The organism is Chthoniobacter sp., assembly GCF_040003245.1.
GTDB lineage: Bacteria > Verrucomicrobiota > Verrucomicrobiia > Chthoniobacterales > Chthoniobacteraceae > Chthoniobacter.
Map to the genome: position 1 here is coordinate 1 of NZ_JBDUCX010000097.1, position 23,441 is coordinate 23,441.

Sequence of the window (23,441 nt, forward strand, 5' to 3'; positions counted from 1 at the left end):
GCAAATCATCACGATTCGTCGCGTTGGGCGATATACAAGGATGACACCGCGAGGGAATCGCATCTTTTGCGAAACCGCTTTCTACTTCGCAGTGGATCCCGGAGCCTTCAACAGCGGCTTCAATTCCGGCACCGCGCCGGGCAGTTTGCTCATCACCAGTTCCGCCATGGCGCGGGCGCCTTTTTCACCGAAGTGCGTGGCATCGCCGGGCTTGTTCGCGAGCTCCAGGCTCTTTTCCGGACCGAGCTGGAGATACAGCTCGCCGCTCATCGCGTGCAGGTCGACGACGGGGACGTGAAGCTCCGCGCCGATCGCTTTCATCGCGTCCGCGTAGGGCAGGAGAATGTCCTGCAGCGTCCCGTCGGGTTGGTAATTGCGGCGCTGCATCGGCGTGATGAAGACCGGCACCGCGCCCGCGGCGCGCGCCTCGGTGACGTAGCGCCGGAGGTACTCGCGGTAATCGGTCGCTGCGTCGGTCGCCTCCGGGTGATCCTTGGCGTGCGAATCGTTGTGGCCAAATTGGATGAGGATGAATTGTGGCTTTTCGGCCAGCGTCTTCGTCCAGCGGCCTTCGCCGATGAACGTCTTCGTGCTGCGCCCGCTGGCGGCGAGGTTCACGATCTGCACGTTTTCGCGGAAGGATTCGCCAATGTAGTGCCCCCAGCCGCGGTTCGGGCTGTCGGCCGGATATTCGCAGACGGTGGAGTCGCCGATGACGGCGATTTTCACTGGAGTGGTGTCGGCCGCGCGCAGGATGGCGAGGCCGGCGACGAACAGGACGAAAGCGGGGAGGAGACGGGTGAACATGGGGAGCGGCGGGAATCATTTCGCCGGCCGTGAGTGAATGCAAGACGGAGGAATTCACTGCGAGCCGGGACCAGAGGGAACGGCGCACTCTCCGCAATTACACGATTGGCCGGGCCTCACGGGTACTCTTAATGCTAAATCAGAGAGGCGACATGCCAGCCATACCCGCCATTGCCTTCCTCCTTGCCTTCCTGGCCTGCTCTCTGGTCGGACGCCTCCTGCTCGTCAAAGCAGCATTCGGCGTGAGCCCGCCTTGGGGATTGGCGGTGCTTCTCGTGCCTTTTGGGCCGTTCTTTTTCCGGATGAAACATCGTGAAATAGCCCACCCCACGCGCCACTGGCGGCGGGGGGCCATGCTGTTGCTGGTCCTGTTTTTTGTGAACGGCGGCAATGCCGACTCGGTGCATGCGCTGACGGAATTCGGGAAAACCGGGGGCCCAATCGCCGCCGCGGGCGACACCCAATTTCACCTTCCTGTGCCCGCCCAAGTCGTGGCGGCGGTGGGTCAACCCGCTCCAGTGCCAGCGGCTACTCCGGCGCCACCGGCCGCTGGTGCGCCGGCCGCCACTCCGTCGAAGGCCGTCGCAGCCTCTGCTTCCACCATGTCCCCAGCACCGAAGGTGCTGAGCCCGGCGGAACGGATCGAAGCGAACCGCAAGGAATTCGAGCGGCTGGCCGAATGGTACGACAATTTGAAGCACGAACGCGGCTATTTGCGCAAAGGCGACGATGCCGGGGTGGCCGCCTTCAACGTGGACGCCGCGAAGTATCAAACCGCCCTGCAACTCGCCAAGACGGAGCAGGCGGAATTGGCGAAGTTGATGGCGAAGAAGTAGGGAGAAGTTCTTAGTGCTTAGTGCTCAGTCTTCCAGAGCGAATACTAAGAACTAAGAACGAGGAACTAAGCACTCCCTCACCTCAACGCCGGGAGATTCGCCGCGAGGAAACCTTGCACCGAATGGCGCCACTGTTCCGGCGCACGGCTCAGGTAGAAGGCGTGCGCCTGCCCCTTGAACAACTCAAAGGTGCCGTGCGTGCCGAGGGCCTCGGCAATGGCGCGCGCGTTCGGCAGGCCGACCCGGACGTCGCGGTCGCCCTCGAGGAGCAGTGTGGGACAACGCACGTCGCGCGCGTATTCCACGGGATTCATCGCGAACCCGTCGAACCCCAGTTGCGCGCCGCCCCAAAAGGTGAGCAGGTTTGCGAGGGGAAAAGCCGGAATACCGAACGCGCTGAAGCGCTTGCCTACGGTGGTGACGAGCCGATCGTAGGGACACTCCAGGACGAGCGCGGCAGGCTGAACGGTATGGAGATGTTCCGCGCGCAGGATCGCGGCGGCACCGAGCGAAGTGCCGAAAAGCACCTGCGGCGCGCAGGGCCGCATACGCGCGGCCTCACGACAGGCGGCGGCCACGTCGTCCGCTTCATCCCAACCGATCGTGGTCGTGTGACCTTGCGAGCCGCCGACGCCATGGAAATCGACGAGCCAGGTTTCATAGCCGAGCTGATGAAATTCCCGCGCGTAGCCGAGGAGCGAATCCTTGCTGCCGCAGTAGCCGGGGAAGAGCAGCGCGACCGGCTGGCCCTCCTGCCCGGGGATGCGCCAGGCCTCGAGCTGCAAGCCGTGCGAACCGCGAAAGTGCAGCGTCTCGAACGCGAGCCTGCGATCGGCGGGCGTGAGATGATTCACCGGCCGCGGCAGCGAGAGCGTGCCGAGGAAGAGACGCGTCTTGTCCCACGCCGTCATGGGCACGTGAATGTGCGGGCGCTCGGCATTCGGCACGTAATGCGTCATGGTGCGCGCGGCGAGATAGGCGGCGCCATTGACGGCGACGAAGCCGATACCCATTAGGATGGCGAAGAAAATCCAGAGGCGGCGCAACGCGCGCCGGGGCGGACGGGAAAGGGCGGGGTCGGTGTCAGGCATTGCCAGTAATACGGAAGGGTAGCGCAGATTCTTACGAAAAGAAGGGGGTGACGGATTCAACGGTGGGAGCGGATCCTCGATTCGCTTTTTCTCCGCCGTTCCGAAATGCTCGCCTCAACGTGCTGCTCGCTTTTCACAAACCCTACGGAGTGCTCTCCCAATTTACGCCCGATGGATCGCCGCATCGGCCGCTGGCGGATTTCAAGTTTCCCAAGGGCGTCTATCCGCTCGGGCGTCTCGATGCGGACAGCGAAGGGCTGTTGCTGTTGAGCGACGAAGCGGCCTTGAACGCGCGCCTGCTGCATCCCACGCGCGGGCATCACCGGACATACTGGGCGCAAGTCGAGCGCGTGCCGCCGCGCGAGGCGCTGGCGCAGATGGAGCGTGGCGTGGTGATCGGCGGACGCCAGACGCTGCCCTGTCGCGCGTGGCTGCTCGATCCGCAGCCGGATATGCCACCGCGGGTACCGCCGATTCGCTTTCGCAAGAATGTCCCCGAGGCGTGGATCGCGCTGGAATTGATCGAAGGCAAGAATCACCAGGTCCGGCGCATGACGGCCGCCATTGGGCATCCCACGCTGCGCTTGGTGCGCGTGAAGATCGGCCACTTCGAGTTGGGCTCGCTGGCGCCGGGGACGTGGCGCGAGCTTTCCTCGCAGGAACGCGCCGCCATCTTCGCTTGAAAAGCGCCGGGAGCCTCGAAGGGTGAAAGAATCCCGCCTTGGGCGGCGTTGAAGAAGTGAACTAACCGCCCTTCGCCGCGGCCTTGGTTGACCCTCGGAGTCTACGTAGTCCCTCGAAGCCCCCGTGTAGCGCAAAGCAAGTTTTTTCAACACTTTGGAAAATAGTCGTTGCGACGTTATCTAGAGTGGCTTTAGCATCCCGTGTGTTGACAAAGTAAAGCTATGATCGAAATCGAAATCTACGCCGCCGGAGTTCGAAATCTGGAGAAGATTCTCGAGCTGGATCATGAACTCGAAGCCGTGCCGGGGCTTCATTACAAGGTCGATAGCAACCACGACATCGTCTATTTGGATTTCGATGAGCCCGCGCTGCGCATCCAGGAGATCCGCGCTATTTTCCGCAAGATCGGGCTCGATCCGCGCGTGGTTGGCGCAGTGCCGGAGGAGTTGAACCCGAAGAGCAAGACGCAGCCGCTGCACTTGCCCTCCTGAACGGGAGGGAGTTTTCTGTAATTAATTTTCCGTAGGGATTTCGCGACGTGCTGAAGGAGCACTGCGCACTGCGGACTAAGAACGACGCACCCGGCACTCGCAGTAGACAAGATGCTCCCCGGCGCTTAGCGTCGCGGCTCCCCAATGCTTACCACGCTCGGGCGCACCGCGCTGTCGCTACTGCAATACCTCGGCGAGCTGGCCGCGCTCGCCTACGAAACTTGCGTGTCCATTGTGGTCGCGCCGATTCGCTGGCGGCTGCTCATGCGCCAGATCGTGGAGGTCGGCTGGCGCTCGCAGATGGTGGTGCTCGTTACCGGCGCCTTCACCGGTGCCGTGCTCACGGCGCAGACGTATTTTCAATTCTCGCGGCTGGGCATGAAGTCGGCCGTGGGCTCGGTGGTGGCGGTGGCGATGTTCCGCGAGCTGGGGCCGGTGCTCACGGCGCTGATGGTTTCCGGCCGCGTCGGTGCGGCCATTGCCGCGGAAATTGGTACAATGAAAGTGACCGAGCAGATCGATGCCTTGCGGGCGCTCGGCGTGCATCCCACCGATTACCTCGTCGTGCCGCGCGTGCTGGCCATGCTCCTTTCCATGCCCCTGCTCGTGGCGGAATGCTGCGCGGTCTCCATCATATCGAGTTACCTGGTGGGGGTGCACCTCCTGGATATTTCCGGGCCGTACCATATCCAGAATACCCTCCGCTACGTCGGCTCGCGTGACCTCAAGATGGCGCTGACCAAGGGATTTGTCTTCGGGATCGTCATCGTCTTCATCGCCTGCCATCAGGGCTTGAACACCAAAAATGGCGCGGTCGGCGTGGGACGCGCCCCGACGGAAGCGGTGGTCATCGGGTCGTTGTCCGTCCTGATCCTGAATTTCTTCCTCAGCTTCGCGCTCAACATCATCTTCCCGGGAGGCGTCTGAGAATGATTTCCGTGCGCCAACTCCGGAAAACGCTGGGCACCAAAGAAGTGCTCCGCGGAGTCGATCTCGAGATTACCCGCGGCGAGACGTGCGTGATCATGGGCCGTTCCGGCTGCGGCAAGAGCGTGCTGCTCAAGCATTTCATCGGGCTCCTGAAACCGACCTCCGGCGAAGTGCTGGTGGAAGGCGAAGACATCACGCCCCTCCCGGAACGGAAGCTCGGCAACCTGCGCAAAAAGCTAGGCATGCTGTTTCAGAGCGCCGCCCTCTTCGACTCGATGAACGTGGAGGAAAACATCGCCTTTCCCCTGCGCGAGTCGGGCTTGAAGAACCCGCTGGAAATTCGCGACCGGGTGGCCGAGGCCCTGGATATGGTGGATCTCGCGGGCGAACAAAACAAGATGCCCGAGGACCTAAGTGGCGGCATGCGCAAACGGGTGGGCCTGGCGCGTACCATCGTCTCGCGGCCGGCCTGCCTGTTGTACGATGAGCCGACGACCGGGCTCGATCCCATCGCCTCGGACTCGATCAACCACCTGATTCGTCGCTTGCAAAAGCGGCTGGCGGTGACTTCCGTGGTGGTCACTCACGACATGAAGACTGCGTTTCATACCGCCGACCGCATCGCTTTTCTACACGAGGGCCGCATCTATTTTCACGGCCTGCCGGCGGACCTGCGGGCTTCGCGGGACGAGAGTATCGTCAACTTCATCGAGGGCCATTCCGGCGATTCCGCCTAGCTCCATTTCTTCATGAGTACAGAGCGCAAAGGTGTGGAATTCTTCGTCGGCCTGTTCCTGCTGGCCGGCTTCGGGGTGATCGCGGCCCTGGTCGTGACCTTCGGCCGCGCTGGCCAGGGGCTGGAGAAGTTCTACCCCATCCGCGTGCGTTTCCCCAATGCCAGCGGGCTGGTCAAGGGCTCCGATGTGCTGCTTTCCGGCGCCCGGATCGGTGTCACCACCAAAGCTCCGGCATTGACCGGCGAGATCTACGAAGTCGAAGTCGAGCTGAGCATTCGGGATTCGGTGCACATTCCGCGCAAGGCGACCTTTCAGATTCGCAGCAATGGCATGCTCGGCGACTCCTACGTGGACGTGGTGGTGCCCCCGGACTTCGACCCCAAGGACATGGCCCAGCCCAATGAACTCATCACCGGCCAGCGCACCGGTGGTCTCGATGAACTGACCAGCAAGGGCAGCCAGATGATGGACACCCTGAACACCGAGATCCTCCGCAAGCTCAGCGCGGAGTTGGATGAAATCAAAACCGCGACCGCGAGTATCAACCAGGAGTTGTTGAACAAGAAGAACCTCGACAACCTGGAGGACACGCTGGTCAACCTGAAATCCGCCACCGAGAACTTCTCCAAGGCTTCGAAAGATTTGGATCTGATGGTGATCAAGACCCAGGAAGCGGTGGATTCGGCCAAGGTGACGCTGAAGACCGTGGACGGAGCGGCGGGCGAATTGCGCCTGGGGATCGGCGATTTCCGCAAGGTGGCGGACTCGGCGCGCTCGCTGCTGAACAAAGCCAACTCCGGCGAGGGCACTCTCGGACTGCTGCTGGCGGACAAACAGACGGCCGATAATCTCAAGGCCTTGATCGGCAATATGCGACGTTCCGGGGTGCTCTTTTACAAGGATCGCCCTCTCCCGGCGGAAGAGCCGGCAGCCGTCCCGACTCCTCGCCCTAAACGCCGGTAGCCCAGAGTCCATTCTTTCGGCGGAGTGGTTCGCCGAATGCTCTCTAAGAGGTCATTTCCATTACGATGACTCCTGTCCTGACCATCAATCTACTTCGCGCGCTGTTTATTGCCTTTGCCACCTGTGTGGGGTCGATGATTGGCGAGCCTCTGCTGGGCTCACCGGTGGCGGGCACTCTGGCTGGCGCGGTTTTCGGGCTGGGGGTGGTGCTCGCCGACCGCCTGCTGCATGGCATTTCGCTCCGTGTCTTCTCCTCGGCCACGCTGGGTCTGCTCATCGGCTTTCTCTTCTCCAAGCTGCTGCTCAGTTCCCGGATTCTCGATCTTGCGCCGGTACAGACGCAGTGGGTTTGCTCCCTATTCGTTTACGCTACGTTCAGCTATGTGGGCATGATGTTGGCCATCCGTAGTAATCGCGATGAGTTTGCCATCATCATCCCGTACGTGCGTTTCCGGCAGGCGACGGTGCACGACGCGCCCCTGCTCATCGACTCGAACGTGATTATCGACGGTCGCATTCCGGCGCTTTGCGTGACCGGTTTTTTGAGCAGTTCCCTGGTGGTGCCGCGTTTCGTGCTCGATGAATTGCAACGCCTCGCGGATTCCCACGATCAGCAGAAGCGCGAGCGGGGGCGCCTGGCTCTCGAGCGGTTGCAACGCATGCAGCTCGACCCCAACCTGAGCGTGACCATTCATGAGACCGAGGACGATTCCCACACCCCAGTGGACACGAAGCTCATCCAGGTCGCCAAGATGCTCGATGCCCGGCTGCTGACCAATGATTCCGGCCTGTGCTCCATCGCCCGGCTACAAAATGTTTCCGTGCTCAATCTCCACGACCTCACCCAGGCCCTCAAGCCGCAGCTCGCGGCGGGCGACGAGGTCGATCTGGCCCTCGTGAAAGAAGGCCGGGACTCGCACCAAGCCGTGGGCTATCTGCCCGATGGCACGATGATCGTGGTGAACCACGCGCGAGGGCAGATCGGCAAGACGGTGCCGGTGGTGGTCGCCAGCGCTTTACAGACGAGCGCCGGGCGCCTCTTCTTCGCGGACTTGCGGGCAGCGTGAGGTGCGGCCAGTGCGTAGCGGATGGTGGACAGCCGTCCACCTTGAATCGCCCGCTGAATACGAGTGCGGCCATCCACTTTCTGCGAGACGACAAGAGCCGCCCCGTCGCAGAAGCGGCTCAAGTTCATACCTCAAGAGCGCCCGCTAACGATCACACGGGATCACACGGGCACCGAGGAGGAAGGGTCGATCTGGGAACCTAGCCGATTAAAGCTTGGCCTCGAATTCGACCAGGCGCTGCAGGGCTTCGAGGAAGTCCTTAAATGCCGGCGCTGGAAGCATGATGGTATCACGACGTCCGCCCACATCTTCGGTGATCTTCAAAAACCGACCGCGCTGATTTTCTTTGAGGTCGAGGAAAAAGATCTTCCGCTCGATGGCAACTTTTTCGGATGCAATCGGATCGGATCCCATTCTCTCCCCCCCTGGATTCTGGTAGCTCATATACAAACAATTACTGACCTCATTTGCCCGAAGCCGAAACAATCCGGAGAGCAAAGAGGGGGGAATGGTAAACGGAATATTGGGCCGTGCAACAGCAAGATTTTGGCATTTCCGCCTTTTTTAAGAATCTCCATCGCCGCGATTTTTAAGAGAATTCAGTAGCGTTGCGCGCTACATGGTCGGGTCAATCCCGGAGCCCTACTGCCTTGCGAACCCGCTCCATTACTTGATTGGCGGTCGATGACGCCCTCTCCGCGCCGGCCTTGAGCACGGAGTCCACGTAGCCCAAATCCGCCGCCAGTTCCGCGCGCCGCAAGCGCATCGGACCAAAATAATCCCAAATCGCACCAAAAAGACGCTTCTTGAAATCGCCGTAGCCCACACCGCCGGCGCGGAAATCTGCCTCCATCTTTTCGACGTCCGTCTCGGGCGCGAAAAACCGATAAAGTGCTACGATGGAGGAAGATGTCGGGTCTTTCGGCGCCTCGACCGGGGTCGAATCGGTGACGATGCCCATGATCTTTTTCTTCAGCGCCTTCTCCTCGAGGAAGAGCTCGATGGTGTTGTCGTAGCTCTTGCTCATCTTCTGTCCGTCGAGGCCGGGAATCGTCGCCACTGCGGGAACGATGCTTGGTTCGGGTATCTTGAAGATCGGGCCGTAGAGATTATTCATGCGCACCGCGATATCGCGCGTGATCTCCACGTGTTGCTTCTGGTCTTTGCCTACCGGCACGATGTCCGAGTCGTAAATCAGGATGTCCGCCGCCATGAGCACGGGATACGCGAAGATTCCGTGCGACGGCGTCTTTTCCCGCGCGAGGTAATCCTTGTAAGCGTGCGAATTCTCCAGCATCGGCATCGGCGTCTGACAAGTGAGCAGCCACGCCAGTTCCGTATGCGCTGGCACATCGCTCTGGCGGAAGAGCACCGCCTTCGCCGGGTCCAGCCCGCAGGCCAGAAAATCCAGCGCCACGCCACGCGAGTACTCGCGGAGCTTCGCCGGATCGAAAACGGTTGTTAACGCGTGATAGTCGGCGATGAAATAAAATGCTTCGCCCTTGTCCTGCCACTCGATGGCGGGACGCAGCATGCCAAAATAATTCCCGATGTGTGGTTTGCCGGTGGGCTTGATGCCGGAGAGGATGCGTTTCATCGAAGTGCGGGCGCGCAACATCCGCGACAGCGCGCGGGCCTGTCAACCGCAGAGGGGCGGTGAAGCGGGACCGCGACTGGGTGGCGCGGAGTCAGGGCGGAGTCGCGGGCGCCGGAGGCGCATAGATCCAGAGGGCATCGAGTTGCTTTCGCTCCTGCACACCGGGCACCAATTGACCTCCGTCGTCCGTCCGGTTTTGGCCGACGGAATAGAGCCGGAAGCTGGTTTCGCCCAGCCGTTGGTAGCGATACGGCGCACGGGCGTAGATGTCGGTCGGGATGGTCGCGATGTATTCCGGGGCCAAGTCCGCCAGTCTCTCGGGGTAGGTTCCGCGACTGGCGCGGAAGCGTTCGAGGGCACACGCCAGCCGCGCTTCATCGAGCAGCGTTTGCAACTGCACATAGCGCTGCTCGACTCCGCCAAAAGCGCCGGCGGAGGTGGCGAAGAGAAAGTAATGCAGGCGTTCGTAAATGTCGGTGATCTGTTCCGCGGAAGAAGGCGCCGGGCGATCGATGTCGATCGTTTGGTGCGCGGTGTCGATGCGGGCCAAAAGTTCATCGAGGTATTGATTCTGGCGCAGTTGATTGTCGCGAAACACCATCCGCGGGCAGAATCGGAACTCCATCTCCTGGGTGGGATTCCGTCCGCCGAAGGCGAAAGTTTCCGCCACCATTTTGCCGCGCTCTCGCATCGAGGCCCGCAGCCACGATTCCATCGTGGAATTGACATAACCGCGTTCCGACTCCAGAGCGAGGCGCCAGTCGTCCCAAACGCGGATCGCGGCGAGGTCGGTCTCGATCCGCGCCAGTTCCGCGAGCTGCCACGTCCGATCCCGCAGGCCATCGCCCACGCCCGCCAGCAGGACATGCAAGTTGGCGATTCGGACCAGGCCCGAGATGAGCACGGGTTCCTCCCGCAGAGCGCGATAAGTTTGAAGTCCGTCCTGAAAGTCCACGTAAGCTGCCGCCGAATCTCCCACCGCCAGGTGCGCGCGCATGCGCAGGGCAAAGACCTTCACCGCCCTCTGGAACGTACTGAGGTGCGAGAACGGGATGTTCATGCCCTTCGTGAAATCCAGCGGGAAACGGCATCGCGGGCGTTTCCGCCATTCGCTCCATTCCTGGAATTGCGGCGCGTAATGATCCAGCGCGCGCAATACATCGGCGGGTGGATTGTCGGACAACTCAGTGAGAAAACCCGCAGCTTGGAAATACTTCTGCCAGTCGCTCCAAACGATCTCTTGTGCCTTGGTGATGTCGCCAAAGACGGGAGGTCGATCCCCTTTTGGAAAGGGAAGGTGGTCCGCACCGGAGTTTGCTACATCTGGCAAAGTGAATGCGCTTTCTCCCGCGGGACCGGCGAAAGCCTTCCGCATCATTGGAAGAGCGGCGAAGTTTTGCTCATCAGGGATCTCCGGGCGGGCGAAATCGGAGAGCAACAGCTTCACCCCGTGCCCCCGGGCGTCCGCCGCGTAGCGCCGCCACCGTTGCTCGGCGCGCCACTCGAGACAAAAGAACAGAACCGCGCAGACAGCGACGAGGACTATTGTCGCCGTGAGCCAGGGGTGTCTGCGCATGACCGCGAGACTAAATTCCCTCGGTCGGGATGCGAGCTTGATGAACGAATGCGATCAGGAACTCCGTCAGTGTCCGCCGCGCGGGGCCGAGGCCGCGGACGAAATGGGTGAAAGGGACGATGCGGCTGGGATGCAGCGCGAGGTACTTTAATAGCCCGAAGACTCGCGGTTGCTGGCTCGACTTGTCGAACCAATCGGCAAAGGGCACGGGCAACGGTGTGCCAGCCGGATCGCTGATCGTGCGGACGACCAGCAGCGGCACGGCAGCGGCGCGACAGGCGACGGCGACGGTTTCGCTTTCCATGTCCACAGCCAGCGCGCTGGTTTCCCGGAAGAGCGCCGCTTTGCCGGCGACCGATTCCACCGCCAGCTCACCGCTGATGATGGATCCGAACCGACACCGCGGCTGACCGACGGCCCCGGCGCGTGCTCGCGCGAGGACCTCCGGGGTGGAAAAGTTCTCCGCCACGACGAGGTCGCCGATCGCCAGGCGCGGATCGAGCCCGCCGGCAAACCCGGCACAAATCAGGAGACGCGGTTTTTCCGTGGCCAGCAGGCGGCCGATGCGCTCCGCGGCCATGGCTGGGCCAACGCCAAAATGCTCCACGCGCAGGTGGTCATCGCGTCCAGGTCGCAAAGCCTGCCGGAAGTCGCGGCTCTCCTGCGGCAGGGCAAAAGTGACGAGGATGGGCGGTTGGGACATAGGTTTAGGCGGCCAGATGAACTGCCAAGGCAGGAAAAAAGCGCTTTCCGGGTTTATTAGCGAGAAAAGGGGTAGTCAGCGGAAAATCGCTTCGTTATGTTCCAGCACCTTTCGCATTCCTCCCTATGCTTTTCGACCGCCGTTTTCCGCCGACTGCCCTTGTCTGCCTTGCCAGTTCGATCCTTGGCGCCGGGCCGGTGGGAGCGCAAGCGCCCGCCGCGGCGACGCTGGATGTGCAGATGATGCAGGAAGCGCAGGCGATGTCGGACGCGGGCAAGTATGGCGAAGCGGCGGCGAAATTCGACGAGCTGGTCAAAAAATTTCCGCAGGTGCCCAGCGTGCCCGAGGCGAATTTCTACGGCGGCCGCAACCATTATCTCGCCGGCGAATATGATGACGCCCTCGCCGATTTCAAGCGCGTGCTCGACGCCAAGAACCTGGCCCCGGAATTCGCCCCACTCGTCGAGCTGTCGCTGAGCATGACGCCGCAGGTCCTGGCGGCCAAAGCCTCGAAATTGCCACCCGAGGACCCCAAGCGCAAAGGGATCCAGGAAGACGCGGTGAAGGGATTTGACGTCTACCTCGCCAAGTACCCCAACAGCGAAGAGGCGGAATCGGCCACCTACTACAAGGCGCTCACGCTCTTTCAACTCACCCGCTACGATGAATCCATCGCCGCGCTGCGGGGCAACCTGACCAAGTTTGCCCAGAGCCCCACGGTGCAGGACAGCCAGTATCTCCTCGCCCTCACGCTCGCCGCCGTGGGCAGCAACGCGAAACAAAAGCCCGGCGCGCCGGACCCTGCCGCCGATGCGCAGTTCGACGAGTCGGAAAAGTTGTTCCGCGACATCATCGCCAAGCGGCAAAACGTCGCGCTGATGAACGACTCGCAATTTCAGATCGGGGAACTTTTGCTGGCCCGTGCCGGGTTCATGGACAACCCGGACGACAAGCAGAAGCGCCAGGAGACTTTCGATAAATCACTCGAGGCCTTCCGCGCGGTCGCCAGCAAGGACGCGATCATCGCCGCGCAGAAAGCGCGCATCGCGCAATTCGCCGACCTGCGCACCAAGGCGCTCGCGGCCAGGGACATTCCGAATCGGCAAAAATTCCAGCGGCTGGTCGACAAGGAGACGGAAAGACTGGCGCAAGTTGAGCAGGGGCCGGACCAGACGCTGACCGCGAAGCTCCGGAGCGGCGTCATCTATTTCAGCGAAGCCCGCTGGGACGAGACCCGCGTCTTTTATACGCAGATGGACAGCCTTGGCGTGATCGACGATCCGAACGAGAAAAAGCAGGCGGACTATTTCGTGACCATGACCTATGCCGCGCAGAATATCGTGGACAAAGCGGTGGAGAAATACGACGCCTTCGAGAACACCTACAAGGCCGACCCGCTCGGGGAGAATCTGCCGCTCGCAATGGGGGCGATGTTCCTCTCGGAGAAACACAAGGACGCCAACAAGGCGATCGCGTATTTCAGCAAGGGCATCGAGTTGTACCCGAAGGGCAAATTGCTCGGTGCGATGGTGCTGGCCCGGGCGGGGGCGCAGATCGAGTTGGGGCAATTCGACCCCGCGATCGCCGCGCTCAAGGACACGCTGGCCAAGAATCCGCCGAAGGAACTGGCCGTCGACGCGGAGTTCTATCTCGGCACGATCTTTTCCAAGACGGGCAAGCTGCCCGAGGCGGTCAAGCAATTCAAAGACGTGCGCGACAAATTTCCGGGCACACCGCAAGCTGAGCAGGCGCATTTCCAGGTCGGGCAGATTCTTTCGGAGACGGATCCGAAGGGCGCGATTCCGGAGTTGCAGGCGTTCTTCACAAAATACCCGAAGAGCCCGTATACCCCGCCGGCGCTCTTCGCCCTCGGCAAGGCGCAGGCCGGGACCAACCAGTCCGCGGAGGCGCTCGTCACCTTCAAGAAAGTGGCCACCGACTTTCCCAAGAGCGACCCGGCGCCCTACTCGTATTTCGAGCGGGCGAAGATTCTCCTCACCGAGCAGAAGTTCGATGAGTGCCTCACGGTGATGAAAGAGTTCATCAAGAACTACCCGGACAGCCCCGCGCTCTTCCAGGCCTACGACTTCATCGCGCAAATCCAGACGACGACGACCAAGAGCGGGACCGACGCGATCAAAAGCTACGAAGAGTTCGTCACCAAGCGGCCGAAAGATCCCTCGACCACCGAGGCCCTGCTGAAGATCGCGACTCTTTGGAAAACCTACGCCGATTCGCAGGGGCCGTACCTGGCGATCGAGGAAGCGAAGCGCGTCGAATGGAGGAAGGGTGTCGAGAAGAGTGCCGAGGCGGCGGAAAAGTTGCTCACAGAATTTCCCGAAAGCCAGCAGGTCGCCAAGGCGCTGAACACGATCATGGACGTGCAGCGGCTCCAGCAGGCGGTGAAGCTCAAGACCGAGGCGGACATCGAGAAATACTTTAAGGACCTCGCGGAGAAGTTCTCCGGCAAGCCGGGCACGCGGGCCAAGGTACTCTTTACCCTCGCCGCGCTGACCTACGACAAGGACAAGGCCAAGGCCGTCGAGGAAATGTCGGCTGCCTACAAACCCGATCTCAAGTTTGCCCCCGAGGATCTCGATCTGTACGGGCAGGCCCTCATCGAGAACAAGAAGATCGATGAGGCCATCAAGGTTTACGAGAAGCTGGACAACGATTACAAGATTACCGGCGAGGCGAAGACCGCGCCGCGCGAAGCCCAGGAAGCCCGCGCCATTGTCCTCGCCGGCCTCGGCAAGGCCTACCAGTCGAAAGGCGATGCCGCGAGTAAAGAGAAGGGCGGCAAGATGTTCTCCGAGCTCGAGCAGAATTTCCCGTGGTCGCCGAAGATGCTCGAGGTCAATTACGGCATCGCCGTGGCCTCGCACGAGAAGCACGACGACGAAGACGCCATCAAGCGCATCCGGGAAGTCATCAAGGCCCAGAAGGCGTCCGCCGAGTTGCGCGCCAAGTCGATGCTCCTGCTGGGCGACATTGACAAGGACAACGGGCGCATCCCGTCGGCGATCGACAATTACATCAAGATCTCCGTCTTCTACACGGGCGTGCCGAAGATCGCCGCCGAGGGACTCTGGCGCGGCGCGCAATTGCTTGAGGATCAATCCACCGGCAAGTATCCCATGCCGACCCCCACCCCCAAACCGGTCGCCACTCCCAAGCCCGCTGGCGCCCCGAAGGCCACCCCCAAGAAATAACCCGCGCGGATGCTGTCTCCCACCCCTTTGCTGAAAAAGCTCTCACTCCTCCTCGTGCTCGCCGGCGTGCTCAGCGTCACGGCGTGCGAAAAAAAGAAGACCGCCGCCGAATTGCAAAAGGAAAAGGTCGACAACTTTCGCAAGCACCAGAAAATCGAGGCCATCAAGGCCTATACCGATTTGGTCAATAAATTCCCGGATTCCGATCACGTGGCCGAGGCCAAGGAACGACTGAAGGTCCTCGGCCCCATGCCGGCGACGCCGGCGCCGGCGAAAAAGAAGTGACCCGCGCCGAACGCGCCGCCGCCGTTTGCCAGATCCTGGCGCGCACTTATCCGACCGCGCATTGCGAGCTGGATTACACCACGCCACTCGAGCTCCTCGTCGCGACGATCCTCTCCGCGCAGTGCACCGACAAGCGCGTGAACATCGTCACCAAGGAACTCTTCCGCGTCTGCCACAGCGCGGCCGATTACGTCGCCCTGCCGCAGGAGCAGCTCGAGGAGATCGTCAAGACCGCCGGCTTCTATCGTTCAAAAGCGAAGAACATCCGCGCCTGCTGTACCGCGCTCGTCGCCCGGCACGGTGGGGAAGTGCCACGCACCATGGAGACGCTCACCGCGCTCGCCGGTGTCGGCCGCAAGACCGCCAATGTCGTCCTCGGCAACGCCTTCGACATCAATGTCGGCGTCGTCGTCGATACCCACGTGCAACGTCTCAGCACCCGGCTCGGCCTCACGAAAAACACCGACCCGGTGAAGATCGAGCAGGACTTGGTCAAATTGATCCCGCAAGAGCAGTGGACCCTCTTCAGCCACTGGCTCATCTGGCACGGCCGCCGTCGCTGCTCCGCCCGCAAGCCGGATTGCCCCGGCTGTGAACTGCGGGCCATCTGCCCGAGCGCGGACAAGGTGTAGCCTTCGTTCGCCAATCAGCTCGCCGAGGGCAGTGGTGCGATGGGCTCCGCCTCCGTTTCGTAATCGATGCCCGACAGGCCGAAGCCGAAAAGCTTGAGGAACTCGGCCCGGTAGCCGGCCATGTCAGAGAGTGTCTCGAGATTCTCCGTGCTCACCACCGGCCATAGCTTGGCCACGGCTTGCTGGATGTCCGGGCGCATTTCCCAGTCATCGATGCGCACGCGGCCGGCTTCGTCGAGCGGAGACGCGGCGCCATCACTTTTGAGCCGGTCGGCGAAGAGCCGGTAAATCTGTTCGATGCAACCTTCGTGCAGGCCCTCGGCCTTCATCACCTTGTAGAGCAGCGAGATATAGAGCGGCACGACGGGAATGGCGCTGCTGGCCTGCGTGACCAGCGCCTTGTTCACCGAGACGACGGCATGGCCACCCGTCGCGCCCAGCTTTTCCTGGAGCCGCTTGGCCGTCGCTTCGAGATCCTCCTTGGCGCGGCCGATCGTGCCGTTGCGATAGATCGCCCAGGTGAGATCCGGCCCGATGTAGCTGTAGGCGACCGTGAACGCCTTGTCCGCGAGCACGCCGGCCGCACGCAGCGCGTCGATCCACATTTCCCAATCTTCGCCGCCCATCACCGTGATCGTGTCGGCGATCTCCTGTTCGCTGGCGGCCTCGAGCGTGATGTCGTGCACCACGCCCTTGTCGGTATTCACCGTCTTCGCCGTGTAAGGCGCGCCGATTGGCTTCAGCGTGGAACTGTGCGTCACGCCGGTACGCGGATGCGTGCGCCGCGGCGAGGCGAGGCTGTAAATGACTGCATCCACCTGCCCGAGGTCTGCTTTGATGAGCGCGATGGTCTGCTCCTTGATCGCGTCGGAAAAGGCGTCGCCGTTGATGCTTTTCGCATACAGCCCGGCGGCGTGGGCCGCCTTCTCGAAGCCCACGGAATTATACCACCCCGCGCTCGCTGTGCGGCCCTCCTCACCGGCTTTTTCATAAAACACCCCGATCGTCGACGCACCACCCGCAAACGCCGGCACGATCCGGCTCGCCAGTCCGTAGCCCGTGGATGCGCCTACCACCAGCACGCGCTTCGGCGCGCCGGCGATCGGGCCTTTCCCGCGCACATGCGCGATTTGCTCGTCTACATGGGCGGCGCAACCGGCGGGGTGGGCGGTGGTGCAGATGAATCCACGAATCCTGGGCTTGATGATCATGCACGCATGTTTGGGCGTGAGGCGGCGGCGGGTAAAGAATTTCCTCACGGGCATTTGCGCCTTGTAAAACACCCGCCGACATTCGCTTTGAAATAATCCGCTAATGGCCTTAAATATCAGGCTATTGTTCCTCTTGTTATGCGCCCGTCGTTTTTTGCTTCCTTCCTCAGCTTGCTCGCCACCGCCGGCCTGGGCCTCGCGGCGGCCGATCCGGCGACCTCCGCCCTCAACGCCATCAAGCAGCTCCCACGCGGCGAAGCCAAGAAAATCGCCCGCATCGAAGCGCGTGACGGTACGCCATTTCCCGAGCGCTGGCACATTCTCGTCAACGACCCCAAGGACGAGAACGGTCTGCACGAATATGTGGTCGCCGGCGGCGAAGTGGTCGCCTCGCGCAACATCTCGCAATTTGCCGAGAGCCTGAAGCCTACCGATGTCTTCGGCACCTCCGGCTTGAAGGTCGATTCCGACAAGCTGGCCACGCTCGCGCAGGATTACGCCCAAGCCAACAACGTGGCCATCGCGACGCTCAATTACGCCCTGCACAAGGAAGGCGCCGAGGCCACGCCGCTCTGGAACATCACGTGCCTGGACGAAACCGGGAAGGAAATCGGCCACATCGTCGTGAGCGCGGGCAAGGGCAACGTCGTCTCGCACGACGGCTTCACCGCCGAGCCCGGCGCCGGTGCCGCGACTGCCGAGACCCAGAGCACGTCGGACCCGGATGACGGGGAGGGCCAGCGCCGCCATTACCCGCGCAAGACGGTCACTCACAAGCCCACCCAGCAGCCGGAGAAAAAGGACGTCTTCGGCAAGATCGGCAACAGCCTCTCCAAATTCTTCACCGGACACTGACGCGGGATGTTGCTCGCGCGCCAGTTGGAGAAACTGCTCAGCAAAAGCCGGGTCAGTATCGAGCCTGCCACGCTCGCCCAGCACGCCACCGATAAGTGGTTCGCCAGCCACCCGCCGGAAGTCGTCGTCTTCGCCGAATCCACCGCCGAGGTCAGCAAGCTCCTGAAGTTCGCGTATCGCCGCCAGATCCCCGTCACTCCGCGCGGCGCCGGCTACGGCTACGTCGGCGGCTGCGTGCCCTTGCGCGGCGGCATCGCGTTGTCGCTGGCGCGGATGAATCGCATCAAGGAAATCCATTTCGCCGACTCCGTCGCGGTCGTCGAGCCCGGCGTCATCACCGCCACCCTGCAAGACGCCGTCCGCAAAAAGCGGCTCTTCTACCCGCCTGATCCCGCGAGCCGGAAGGATTGCAGCCTCGGCGGCAATATCGCCACCAATGCCGGTGGCCCGCGCTGCCTCAAGTACGGCGTCACCCGCCAGTACGTGCTCGGCCTCGAGGTCGTGCTCGCCAATGGTGACATCCTGCGCACCGGCGGGCGCACTCACAAAAATAAAACCGGCTTCGACCTCATCGGCATGTTCGTCGGTTCCGAAGGCCTGCTCGGCGTCGTGACCGAAGCCACCCTGCGCCTGCTCCCGCTGCCGCCGGCGCGGGCCACGCTCTCCGCCAGTTTTCGCACCTTTCGCCAGGCCGCGAAAGCCGTGCAGGAAATCTTCGCCGCCGGTTTTCTCCCTTCCGCGCTGGAAATCGCCGATTCCTTCACCCTCGCCGCCGCCGGCGAATACCTCGGCACCCATCTCGCGCCAAAGGGCAGCGCGCACCTGCTCGTCGATCTCGATGGCCAGCCCGAATCCGTCACCTCCGAAGTACACGCCCTCGCGCGCCTGCTGGAAAAGCTCAAGCCCATCGGCGCCCGAACCGCGCTCGGCGAGGCCGATTGCGAGGAACTCTGGAACCTGCGCCGCGCCTTTTCCCAGTCGCTCAAGGCCACCGGCCTGACCAAGCTCAACGAAGACATCGTCGTCCCGCGCAGCAAGCTCACCGACCTCGCCGCCTTCGCCGAAAAGCTGCGCAAAAAATACGGCTACCCCATCGCGTGCTTCGGCCACGCCGGCGACGGCAACATCCACGTCAACATTATGGCCGCGAACTATCACGCCGACCCGGCCGTCTACAAAAAGGTCGGCCTCGCCCTCGACGAACTCTTCCAGCAAGTCCTCGCCTGGGGCGGCGTCGTCACCGGCGAACACGGCATCGGCATCGCCAAGCAACGCTGGTGGCCCGATGCCACCACGAAAGTCAGCCGCGCCGTCCACGCCTCCCTCAAGCACGCCCTCGATCCGCACGGCATCTTGAATCCCGGGAAGTTCGTGAAGTAGAGCGTCTGCCAGGTAGACCCCCCCAGAATTGGCTTTCGGATCATCGGCCCGGAGGGCCATCGGCTAATCTCCCTGACGCCTCCGGCGTCCGTTCTGTTACGCCGACGTGAGCCCGCTGAGCGGCCCGGTGCTGTCGCCAAACGGCACGCGCACATCCATCCGTTCGAGAAGCGATGTCCACAGATTGGACACCGGCGTTTCGCCCTTGAAGCGCATGTGCCGCCCCGTGGCGATGGTGCCCCCGCCGCGTCCCGCGAGGAGAATCGGCAGATCGTCGTGATTGTGCCGGTCGCCGTCGCTGTTGCCGCAGCCGTAGGCGATCATGCAATGGTCGAGCAGAGTGCCGTCGCCTTCGCGAATGCTCTTCAAGCGCTTGAGTAGATAGGCGAGCTGGGTGACGTGAAACGTATTGATTGCGCGCACCTTGCGGATCTTCTCCGCATCGTGTCCGTGGTGCGAGAGCTCGTGATGCCCTTCATTCACGCCCAGTTCCGGGTAACTCTTGTTACTGCTTTCGTTGGCAAAAACGAAAGTGCACACGCGCGTCACATCGGCCTGGAAAGCGAGCACGAGCATGTCGCACAGCAGCCGCAGATGTTCGGCGTAATTGTCCGGCATTCCCTTCGGCGAGGTCACGCCGGGCGGCGCGTTGATCGCCGGGAGCGAGGCCGCGCGTTGCATGCGCAGCTCGATCTCGCGGATCGAAGTAAAATATTCGTCGAGCTTCTGCCGGTCGCCCTCGCCCATTTTGGCGACAAGCTGGCGTGAATCGTCGCGGATGAAATCGAGCACGCTCTTGCGCGCCAGATCGCGCCGGGCGCGCTCGGGTCCGCCGGGCTGGCCGAAGAGCCGCTCGAACACGAGCTTCGGATTGATCTCCTTGGGCAGTGGTTGCGTGGAGGATTTCCACGAAACCGTGGAGCTGTAGACGCACGAGTAACCGGAGTCGCAATTGCCCGCCATGCTCCCCGATTCGCCGCCGATCTCCAGCGAGGGCAGCCGCGTGAGCGCGCCGATGCGTTGCGCGGCGAGCTGATCGACCGACGTGCCGGCGCGCAAGTCCGCCCCATCCGTCTTGCGCGGATGCACCCCGGTGAGAAATGCGGCCATCGCCCGGGCGTGATCGCCGCCGCCGTCGCCGTAAGCGCGCGCCTTGTCCGCGGCGAGCCCGGTGAGCACGAGCAGGTCGTTCTTCACCGGCGCGAGTGGCGCGAGGATCGATGGCAGGTCCGCCAGCGGTCCGTCGCCGCGCGGCGTCCAGTTCGGCATGTCCTTGCCATTCGGCACGTAGAGGAAAGCGAGGCGATTCGGCGCCGTCCGCCGATCCGGCCCTGCGGCGTAAGCGGTGAGCTGCCCCATCGCTTCCAGCCAGGGCAGCGCGACCGCCGTGCCGAGGCCCCGCAGCAGTGTGCGACGCGAAAGCAGGGGTGTCTTCATAAGGTGCCGGTGGTGATGCTTATCATTTGATTGCGGGCGCGGGCGCCGCCGCCAATGTCTGCTGTCCTTTGCCTCGGCGCAAACGGAAGGGATCACTTTTCACGATCTCCCGCACCAGCGTGGAAAACTTGTAATCGTCCCGCGCCAGCGCTACCTGGATGCGGTCGAGCGTCGGCTCGTCGTAATAATCGAGGCCGCGCCCGAGCGCGTAGATGAGCAGCTTCTCGCTGAGACACCGGGAGAAATCTTCCTTGTGCGCGTGCAGGAAGGTCCGCAGATCGCCCACGCCCCGGAGCGCGCGGCCCGAGCCGAGTTTCGCCGAGGCATCCACCGGCGCGCCGGTTTCGTCGCGGTCGCGCCATTGCCCGATGCCATCAAAATTCTCCAGCGTGAACCCAAACGCGTCCATCTTGACGTGGCAATTCGCGCACTTCGGATCCTTGCGATGCTGCTCCAGCTTGGCGCGAAACGTCGGGGCGGTGAGCTCCTTGCGCCCGCTGTCATCCAGCGAGGGCACATTCGGCGGCGCGGGCGGCGGCGGCGTGCCGAGCAATTGCTCGAGCACCCATTTGCCGCGCTTCACCGGCGAAGTGCGCGTGGGATTGGAAGTCACCGTGAGCACACTCGCCTGCGTGAGCAGCCCGCCGCGCGCCGTGCCGGCGAGCGACACGCGTTTCCACTCGTCCGGCCCCAGCCCCTGGACCTTCAGCCCGTACAGATCCGCGAGACGCTGGTCGACCCACGTGAAATCCGCGTCGAGCAGGTCCAGCACGCTGCGGTCCTCCTGCACGATCTCCCCGCAAAAGCGGCGCGTCTCCTCGATCATCTCGCCGGCGAGCTTCGGCTCCCACTTCGGGAAAACCTTCGCGTCCGCGCTGTGCGTGGCGATGCGCCCGAGTTGCAGCCATTGCAGCGCAAAGTCGTCCACCAACGCCACGGCGCGCGGATCCTTCAACATCCGCCGGACTTCGGCATCCAGATTCGCGCTCAATTTTTTCTCCCACGCCAGTTGCAGCAGCCGATCGTCGGGCAGCGAGCTCCACAGGAAATATGCCAGCCGCGTGGCGAGCTGGAATTCGTCGACTGGATGCGGCTCGGGATTTTCCGGTTGCGGGTCGAGCTCCAGGCGGAAGATGAATTTCGGCGAAGCCAGCACCGCGGTGATCGCGCGCCGCAGCCCGCCCTCCCAGCCTTCATTGTGCCCCACCGCGTATTCCACCATCGCGCACAGCCGGTTGATTTCTTCCGGCGTGCCTGGACGCCGCCACGCGCGCGCGACAAAGCGGGTCAGGATCTCGCGCGCCTGCTCGCCCTCGGGTTTGTCCGAGGTAAAAGCCATCAGTGCCTTGTTCGAGGGCGTGCGCGCATCGAGCGGGCCTTCGGTTTCCAGAAATTCCACGCGCAACGTCGGCGACTTCTTGCCAAACGATGGCTTGTACGCCGCCAGCGCGATGCGCTCCGTCCCCGCCGCCCCCCTGATCTTCACCTCGATAAGTTGCGCGTGCGCCTCGTCCCGCGCCGTCACCACCGCAGTCTTGAGAATGATGCAGGGCAGCACTTTTTGCACATGCACGCCGTCGAATTTCGCCACCTCGCTGGCCGGCGCCGCGCCTGCGATCTTCGGCCCCGCGGCCAGCAGCGCCACGCGCACCGGTTCATCCGGCGTGCCCTCCACATAGAGCTTCGCGCGCACCCAGTATTCGTCTCCCGCCGTGATCCGCGTCATCGTGTGCAAGGGCCCGGAAGAGATCGGGTCCTTTTGCCCGGCGTTCATCGGCCGGAAGCGATCCTGCGGCACCGCGGGCGAAGCCGGCTCGCAGAATTTGCCGGCCATCGTGCGCTTGGGCGGATGTGCGGCATTCAACGGCACGGCCTCCTCCGCGATCCCTTCCGCCGCATTGAGATACTGCTCCATCAGTACCGGCGAGACCGATAGCACGTCCGCGATGTTGTCGAAGCCGAAGCCCACGTCGTCGCTCGGAAAATCCGCCGCCGGCTTGAAGTCGACGTGCAGCAGGTCGCGGATGGTATTGTTATATTCCGTGCGGTTCAGGCGGCGCACCGTCAGCCGGCCCGGATCGGGCTTCGCCGTATTCGCCGCGGAAAACACCGCATTCACCGACGCTACAAACGCGCTCCGCTCGGCGTCCGAGGGTTGCGGCTTATCATCCGGCGGCATCGTGCCGGACTCCACCGCCTCCACCACCTTGCGCCACTGCTTGCGCGCCCGCAGCAAATCCAGGTCGTTGTGCACCGTGTGTAACGCGAGATTCGCCTTCTGCTTGTCCGCCCCGTGGCAGCTCACGCAATGGCTCTCCACAAACGCCACGCCCACCTTGGGAAAAGGCCCCGCCGCCGGAGCCGCGCCCGCGCTGGGCGCGATCAGCGCGAGAACGCCCCAGGCGCAACGAAGATGACGAAAGAGAACGGGCATCAAAAACGGCTTTTCAAAAACCGTCTCGAAACTCCCGCAACCACGCCAAAACGCAACGGCGCAAATGGAAAGCCTGCCCCGGCCGCCCATGTCCCGAAGGGACAACAGATATTAGCCCCGGGTCGAGCGAGTCCGCGAGCGACCACCCGGGGTCCTTCCTCCTAAGCTGGCAATCCAACCGTCCCGGCGGTAGCCGCATCTCTTCTGCTGATCGACGGAGGATGCGGCCCGGGGCCGGGACGGTTGGAGCTGCGCTGCTTTTTTAACGATACCCCGGGGGTGGTCGCTCGAAGACTCGCTCGACCCGGGGCTAAACTCTTTGACGCCTCCGGCGTCCACCGGCCGTTCGCTCCCTACTTCCCGAGCGCCTTCGCCGCCGCTTCCTGGAACGCCTGCCGCACCCCGCTCGCGTCGCTGTTGGGAAAATTCGACCGCTGCACCATCAGCACATAGGCCACGCCCTTCACCGGATCCACCCACGCCTGCGTGCCCCACGCGCCGCCGTGGCCGAAG

Annotated in this window: 21 protein-coding genes and 1 pseudogene; 12 read left to right on the forward strand and 10 right to left on the reverse strand. The window is 62.8% G+C overall.

Features of this window, described 5'->3' with window-relative positions; genetic code table 11:
* Positions 1-81 precede the first annotated feature (81 nt).
* Positions 82-807, reverse strand: coding sequence for a rhamnogalacturonan acetylesterase (locus ABJF10_RS14845; protein WP_348545370.1), 726 nt, complete (start codon positions 805-807; stop codon positions 82-84).
* 152 nt (positions 808-959) lie between these two features.
* On the opposite strand from ABJF10_RS14845, the gene ABJF10_RS14850 reads away from it, so the two are divergent.
* Positions 960-1,643, forward strand: coding sequence for a hypothetical protein (locus ABJF10_RS14850; protein ID WP_348545371.1), 684 nt, complete (start codon positions 960-962; stop codon positions 1,641-1,643).
* A gap of 77 nt (positions 1,644-1,720) precedes the next feature.
* Here ABJF10_RS14850 and ABJF10_RS14855 read toward each other — a convergent pair whose 3' ends face one another.
* Entirely contained in the window at positions 1,721-2,734 is a 1,014-nt protein-coding gene (locus ABJF10_RS14855; protein ID WP_348545372.1) for an alpha/beta fold hydrolase, read from the reverse strand.
* 119 nt (positions 2,735-2,853) lie between these two features.
* Between ABJF10_RS14855 and ABJF10_RS14860 the strand changes: the two genes are divergently transcribed.
* The 6 genes from ABJF10_RS14860 (at position 2,854) to ABJF10_RS14885 (ending at position 7,606) form a co-directional block, all read left to right on the forward strand.
* Positions 2,854-3,417 carry a pseudouridine synthase gene (locus ABJF10_RS14860; RefSeq protein WP_348545373.1) on the forward strand — a complete coding sequence of 188 codons (564 nt, stop codon included), beginning with the start codon at positions 2,854-2,856 and terminating at the stop codon, positions 3,415-3,417.
* 222 nt (positions 3,418-3,639) lie between these two features.
* Complete coding sequence (locus ABJF10_RS14865; RefSeq protein WP_348545374.1) at positions 3,640-3,909, forward strand: hypothetical protein; 270 nt, start codon at positions 3,640-3,642, stop codon at positions 3,907-3,909.
* Positions 3,910-4,053: 144 nt separating this feature from the next.
* Complete coding sequence (locus ABJF10_RS14870; RefSeq protein WP_348545375.1) at positions 4,054-4,836, forward strand: ABC transporter permease; 783 nt, start codon at positions 4,054-4,056, stop codon at positions 4,834-4,836.
* 2 nt (positions 4,837-4,838) lie between these two features.
* Entirely contained in the window at positions 4,839-5,576 is a 738-nt protein-coding gene (locus ABJF10_RS14875; protein WP_348545376.1) for an ABC transporter ATP-binding protein, read from the forward strand.
* 12 nt (positions 5,577-5,588) lie between these two features.
* On the forward strand, positions 5,589-6,539 hold the full coding sequence (locus tag ABJF10_RS14880; protein WP_348545377.1) for an MlaD family protein: 951 nt from the start codon (positions 5,589-5,591) through the stop codon (positions 6,537-6,539).
* Positions 6,540-6,604: 65 nt separating this feature from the next.
* The gene (locus ABJF10_RS14885) at positions 6,605-7,606 is read left to right on the forward strand and encodes a PIN domain-containing protein (protein ID WP_348545378.1); all 1,002 of its coding nucleotides are present in this window, start codon (positions 6,605-6,607) and stop codon (positions 7,604-7,606) included.
* Between the two features lie 207 nt (positions 7,607-7,813).
* Here ABJF10_RS14885 and ABJF10_RS14890 read toward each other — a convergent pair whose 3' ends face one another.
* The 4 genes from ABJF10_RS14890 to ABJF10_RS14905 form a co-directional block, all read right to left on the reverse strand.
* The gene (locus ABJF10_RS14890) at positions 7,814-8,050 is read right to left on the reverse strand and encodes a DNA-binding protein (protein WP_006977431.1); all 237 of its coding nucleotides are present in this window, start codon (positions 8,048-8,050) and stop codon (positions 7,814-7,816) included.
* A gap of 184 nt (positions 8,051-8,234) precedes the next feature.
* Complete coding sequence (trpS, locus tag ABJF10_RS14895; RefSeq protein ID WP_348545379.1) at positions 8,235-9,203, reverse strand: tryptophan--tRNA ligase; 969 nt, start codon at positions 9,201-9,203, stop codon at positions 8,235-8,237.
* 91 nt (positions 9,204-9,294) lie between these two features.
* Positions 9,295-10,779 (reverse strand): hypothetical protein, encoded by a 1,485-nt coding sequence (locus ABJF10_RS14900; RefSeq protein WP_348545380.1) that lies wholly within the window; start codon positions 10,777-10,779, stop codon positions 9,295-9,297.
* A 10-nt stretch (positions 10,780-10,789) separates the two neighbouring features.
* Complete coding sequence (locus tag ABJF10_RS14905) at positions 10,790-11,482, reverse strand: hypothetical protein (RefSeq protein WP_348545381.1); 693 nt, start codon at positions 11,480-11,482, stop codon at positions 10,790-10,792.
* Positions 11,483-11,607: 125 nt separating this feature from the next.
* Between ABJF10_RS14905 and ABJF10_RS14910 the strand changes: the two genes are divergently transcribed.
* From ABJF10_RS14910 to nth, 3 genes are read left to right on the forward strand one after another with little or no spacing between them, the layout of a single operon-like run.
* Positions 11,608-14,694 carry a tetratricopeptide repeat protein gene (locus ABJF10_RS14910; RefSeq protein ID WP_348545382.1) on the forward strand — a complete coding sequence of 1,029 codons (3,087 nt, stop codon included), beginning with the start codon at positions 11,608-11,610 and terminating at the stop codon, positions 14,692-14,694.
* 9 nt (positions 14,695-14,703) lie between these two features.
* Positions 14,704-14,979, forward strand: a complete 276-nt coding sequence (locus ABJF10_RS14915; protein WP_348545383.1) for a hypothetical protein — start codon at positions 14,704-14,706, stop codon at positions 14,977-14,979.
* On the forward strand, positions 14,976-15,611 hold the full coding sequence (gene nth, locus ABJF10_RS14920) for an endonuclease III (protein ID WP_348545384.1): 636 nt from the start codon (positions 14,976-14,978) through the stop codon (positions 15,609-15,611). Before ABJF10_RS14915 ends, nth begins: the two co-directional genes overlap by 4 nt.
* A gap of 14 nt (positions 15,612-15,625) precedes the next feature.
* Here nth and fabV read toward each other — a convergent pair whose 3' ends face one another.
* Positions 15,626-16,822, reverse strand: a complete 1,197-nt coding sequence (fabV, locus tag ABJF10_RS14925; protein ID WP_348545389.1) for an enoyl-ACP reductase FabV — start codon at positions 16,820-16,822, stop codon at positions 15,626-15,628.
* A gap of 138 nt (positions 16,823-16,960) precedes the next feature.
* Here fabV and ABJF10_RS14930 point away from each other — a divergent pair, with 138 nt between their 5' ends.
* Together ABJF10_RS14930 and ABJF10_RS14935 are read left to right on the forward strand one after the other, a co-directional pair.
* Positions 16,961-17,677 carry a hypothetical protein gene (locus ABJF10_RS14930; protein ID WP_348545385.1) on the forward strand — a complete coding sequence of 239 codons (717 nt, stop codon included), beginning with the start codon at positions 16,961-16,963 and terminating at the stop codon, positions 17,675-17,677.
* A gap of 6 nt (positions 17,678-17,683) precedes the next feature.
* A complete protein-coding gene (locus ABJF10_RS14935; RefSeq protein ID WP_348545386.1) occupies positions 17,684-19,057 on the forward strand; it encodes an FAD-linked oxidase C-terminal domain-containing protein in 1,374 nt (457 codons plus the stop codon).
* 96 nt (positions 19,058-19,153) lie between these two features.
* Here the strand turns inward: ABJF10_RS14935 and ABJF10_RS14940 are convergent, their stop codons facing one another.
* The 3 genes and pseudogenes from ABJF10_RS14940 to ABJF10_RS14950 all read right to left on the reverse strand — a co-directional run.
* A complete protein-coding gene (locus ABJF10_RS14940) occupies positions 19,154-20,494 on the reverse strand; it encodes a DUF1552 domain-containing protein (RefSeq protein ID WP_348545387.1) in 1,341 nt (446 codons plus the stop codon).
* A gap of 22 nt (positions 20,495-20,516) precedes the next feature.
* Positions 20,517-22,928 carry a DUF1592 domain-containing protein gene (locus ABJF10_RS14945; protein ID WP_348545388.1) on the reverse strand — a complete coding sequence of 804 codons (2,412 nt, stop codon included), beginning with the start codon at positions 22,926-22,928 and terminating at the stop codon, positions 20,517-20,519.
* 353 nt (positions 22,929-23,281) lie between these two features.
* Positions 23,282-23,441 (reverse strand): annotated as a pseudogene (locus ABJF10_RS14950) (serine hydrolase); the annotation flags it as partial.

What these genes read in the sequence shown, in the direction of transcription:
- ABJF10_RS14885 (WP_348545378.1), top strand. Translation starts at nt 6,605, where the DNA reads ATGACTCCTGTCCTGACCATCAATCTACTTCGCGCGCTGTTTATTGCC.
- fabV (WP_348545389.1), bottom strand. Translation starts at nt 16,822, where the DNA reads ATGATCATCAAGCCCAGGATTCGTGGATTCATCTGCACCACCGCCCAC.
- trpS (WP_348545379.1), bottom strand. Translation starts at nt 9,203, where the DNA reads ATGAAACGCATCCTCTCCGGCATCAAGCCCACCGGCAAACCACACATC.
- ABJF10_RS14935 (WP_348545386.1), top strand. Translation starts at nt 17,684, where the DNA reads ATGTTGCTCGCGCGCCAGTTGGAGAAACTGCTCAGCAAAAGCCGGGTC.
- ABJF10_RS14850 (WP_348545371.1), top strand. Translation starts at nt 960, where the DNA reads ATGCCAGCCATACCCGCCATTGCCTTCCTCCTTGCCTTCCTGGCCTGC.
- ABJF10_RS14880 (WP_348545377.1), top strand. Translation starts at nt 5,589, where the DNA reads ATGAGTACAGAGCGCAAAGGTGTGGAATTCTTCGTCGGCCTGTTCCTG.
- ABJF10_RS14915 (WP_348545383.1), top strand. Translation starts at nt 14,704, where the DNA reads ATGCTGTCTCCCACCCCTTTGCTGAAAAAGCTCTCACTCCTCCTCGTG.
- ABJF10_RS14910 (WP_348545382.1), top strand. Translation starts at nt 11,608, where the DNA reads ATGCTTTTCGACCGCCGTTTTCCGCCGACTGCCCTTGTCTGCCTTGCC.
- ABJF10_RS14890 (WP_006977431.1), bottom strand. Translation starts at nt 8,050, where the DNA reads ATGAGCTACCAGAATCCAGGGGGGGAGAGAATGGGATCCGATCCGATT.
- ABJF10_RS14870 (WP_348545375.1), top strand. Translation starts at nt 4,054, where the DNA reads ATGCTTACCACGCTCGGGCGCACCGCGCTGTCGCTACTGCAATACCTC.
- ABJF10_RS14945 (WP_348545388.1), bottom strand. Translation starts at nt 22,928, where the DNA reads ATGCCCGTTCTCTTTCGTCATCTTCGTTGCGCCTGGGGCGTTCTCGCG.
- ABJF10_RS14905 (WP_348545381.1), bottom strand. Translation starts at nt 11,482, where the DNA reads ATGTCCCAACCGCCCATCCTCGTCACTTTTGCCCTGCCGCAGGAGAGC.
- ABJF10_RS14940 (WP_348545387.1), bottom strand. Translation starts at nt 20,494, where the DNA reads ATGAAGACACCCCTGCTTTCGCGTCGCACACTGCTGCGGGGCCTCGGC.
- ABJF10_RS14875 (WP_348545376.1), top strand. Translation starts at nt 4,839, where the DNA reads ATGATTTCCGTGCGCCAACTCCGGAAAACGCTGGGCACCAAAGAAGTG.
- ABJF10_RS14930 (WP_348545385.1), top strand. Translation starts at nt 16,961, where the DNA reads ATGCGCCCGTCGTTTTTTGCTTCCTTCCTCAGCTTGCTCGCCACCGCC.
- ABJF10_RS14855 (WP_348545372.1), bottom strand. Translation starts at nt 2,734, where the DNA reads ATGCCTGACACCGACCCCGCCCTTTCCCGTCCGCCCCGGCGCGCGTTG.
- ABJF10_RS14900 (WP_348545380.1), bottom strand. Translation starts at nt 10,779, where the DNA reads ATGCGCAGACACCCCTGGCTCACGGCGACAATAGTCCTCGTCGCTGTC.
- ABJF10_RS14845 (WP_348545370.1), bottom strand. Translation starts at nt 807, where the DNA reads ATGTTCACCCGTCTCCTCCCCGCTTTCGTCCTGTTCGTCGCCGGCCTC.
- ABJF10_RS14865 (WP_348545374.1), top strand. Translation starts at nt 3,640, where the DNA reads ATGATCGAAATCGAAATCTACGCCGCCGGAGTTCGAAATCTGGAGAAG.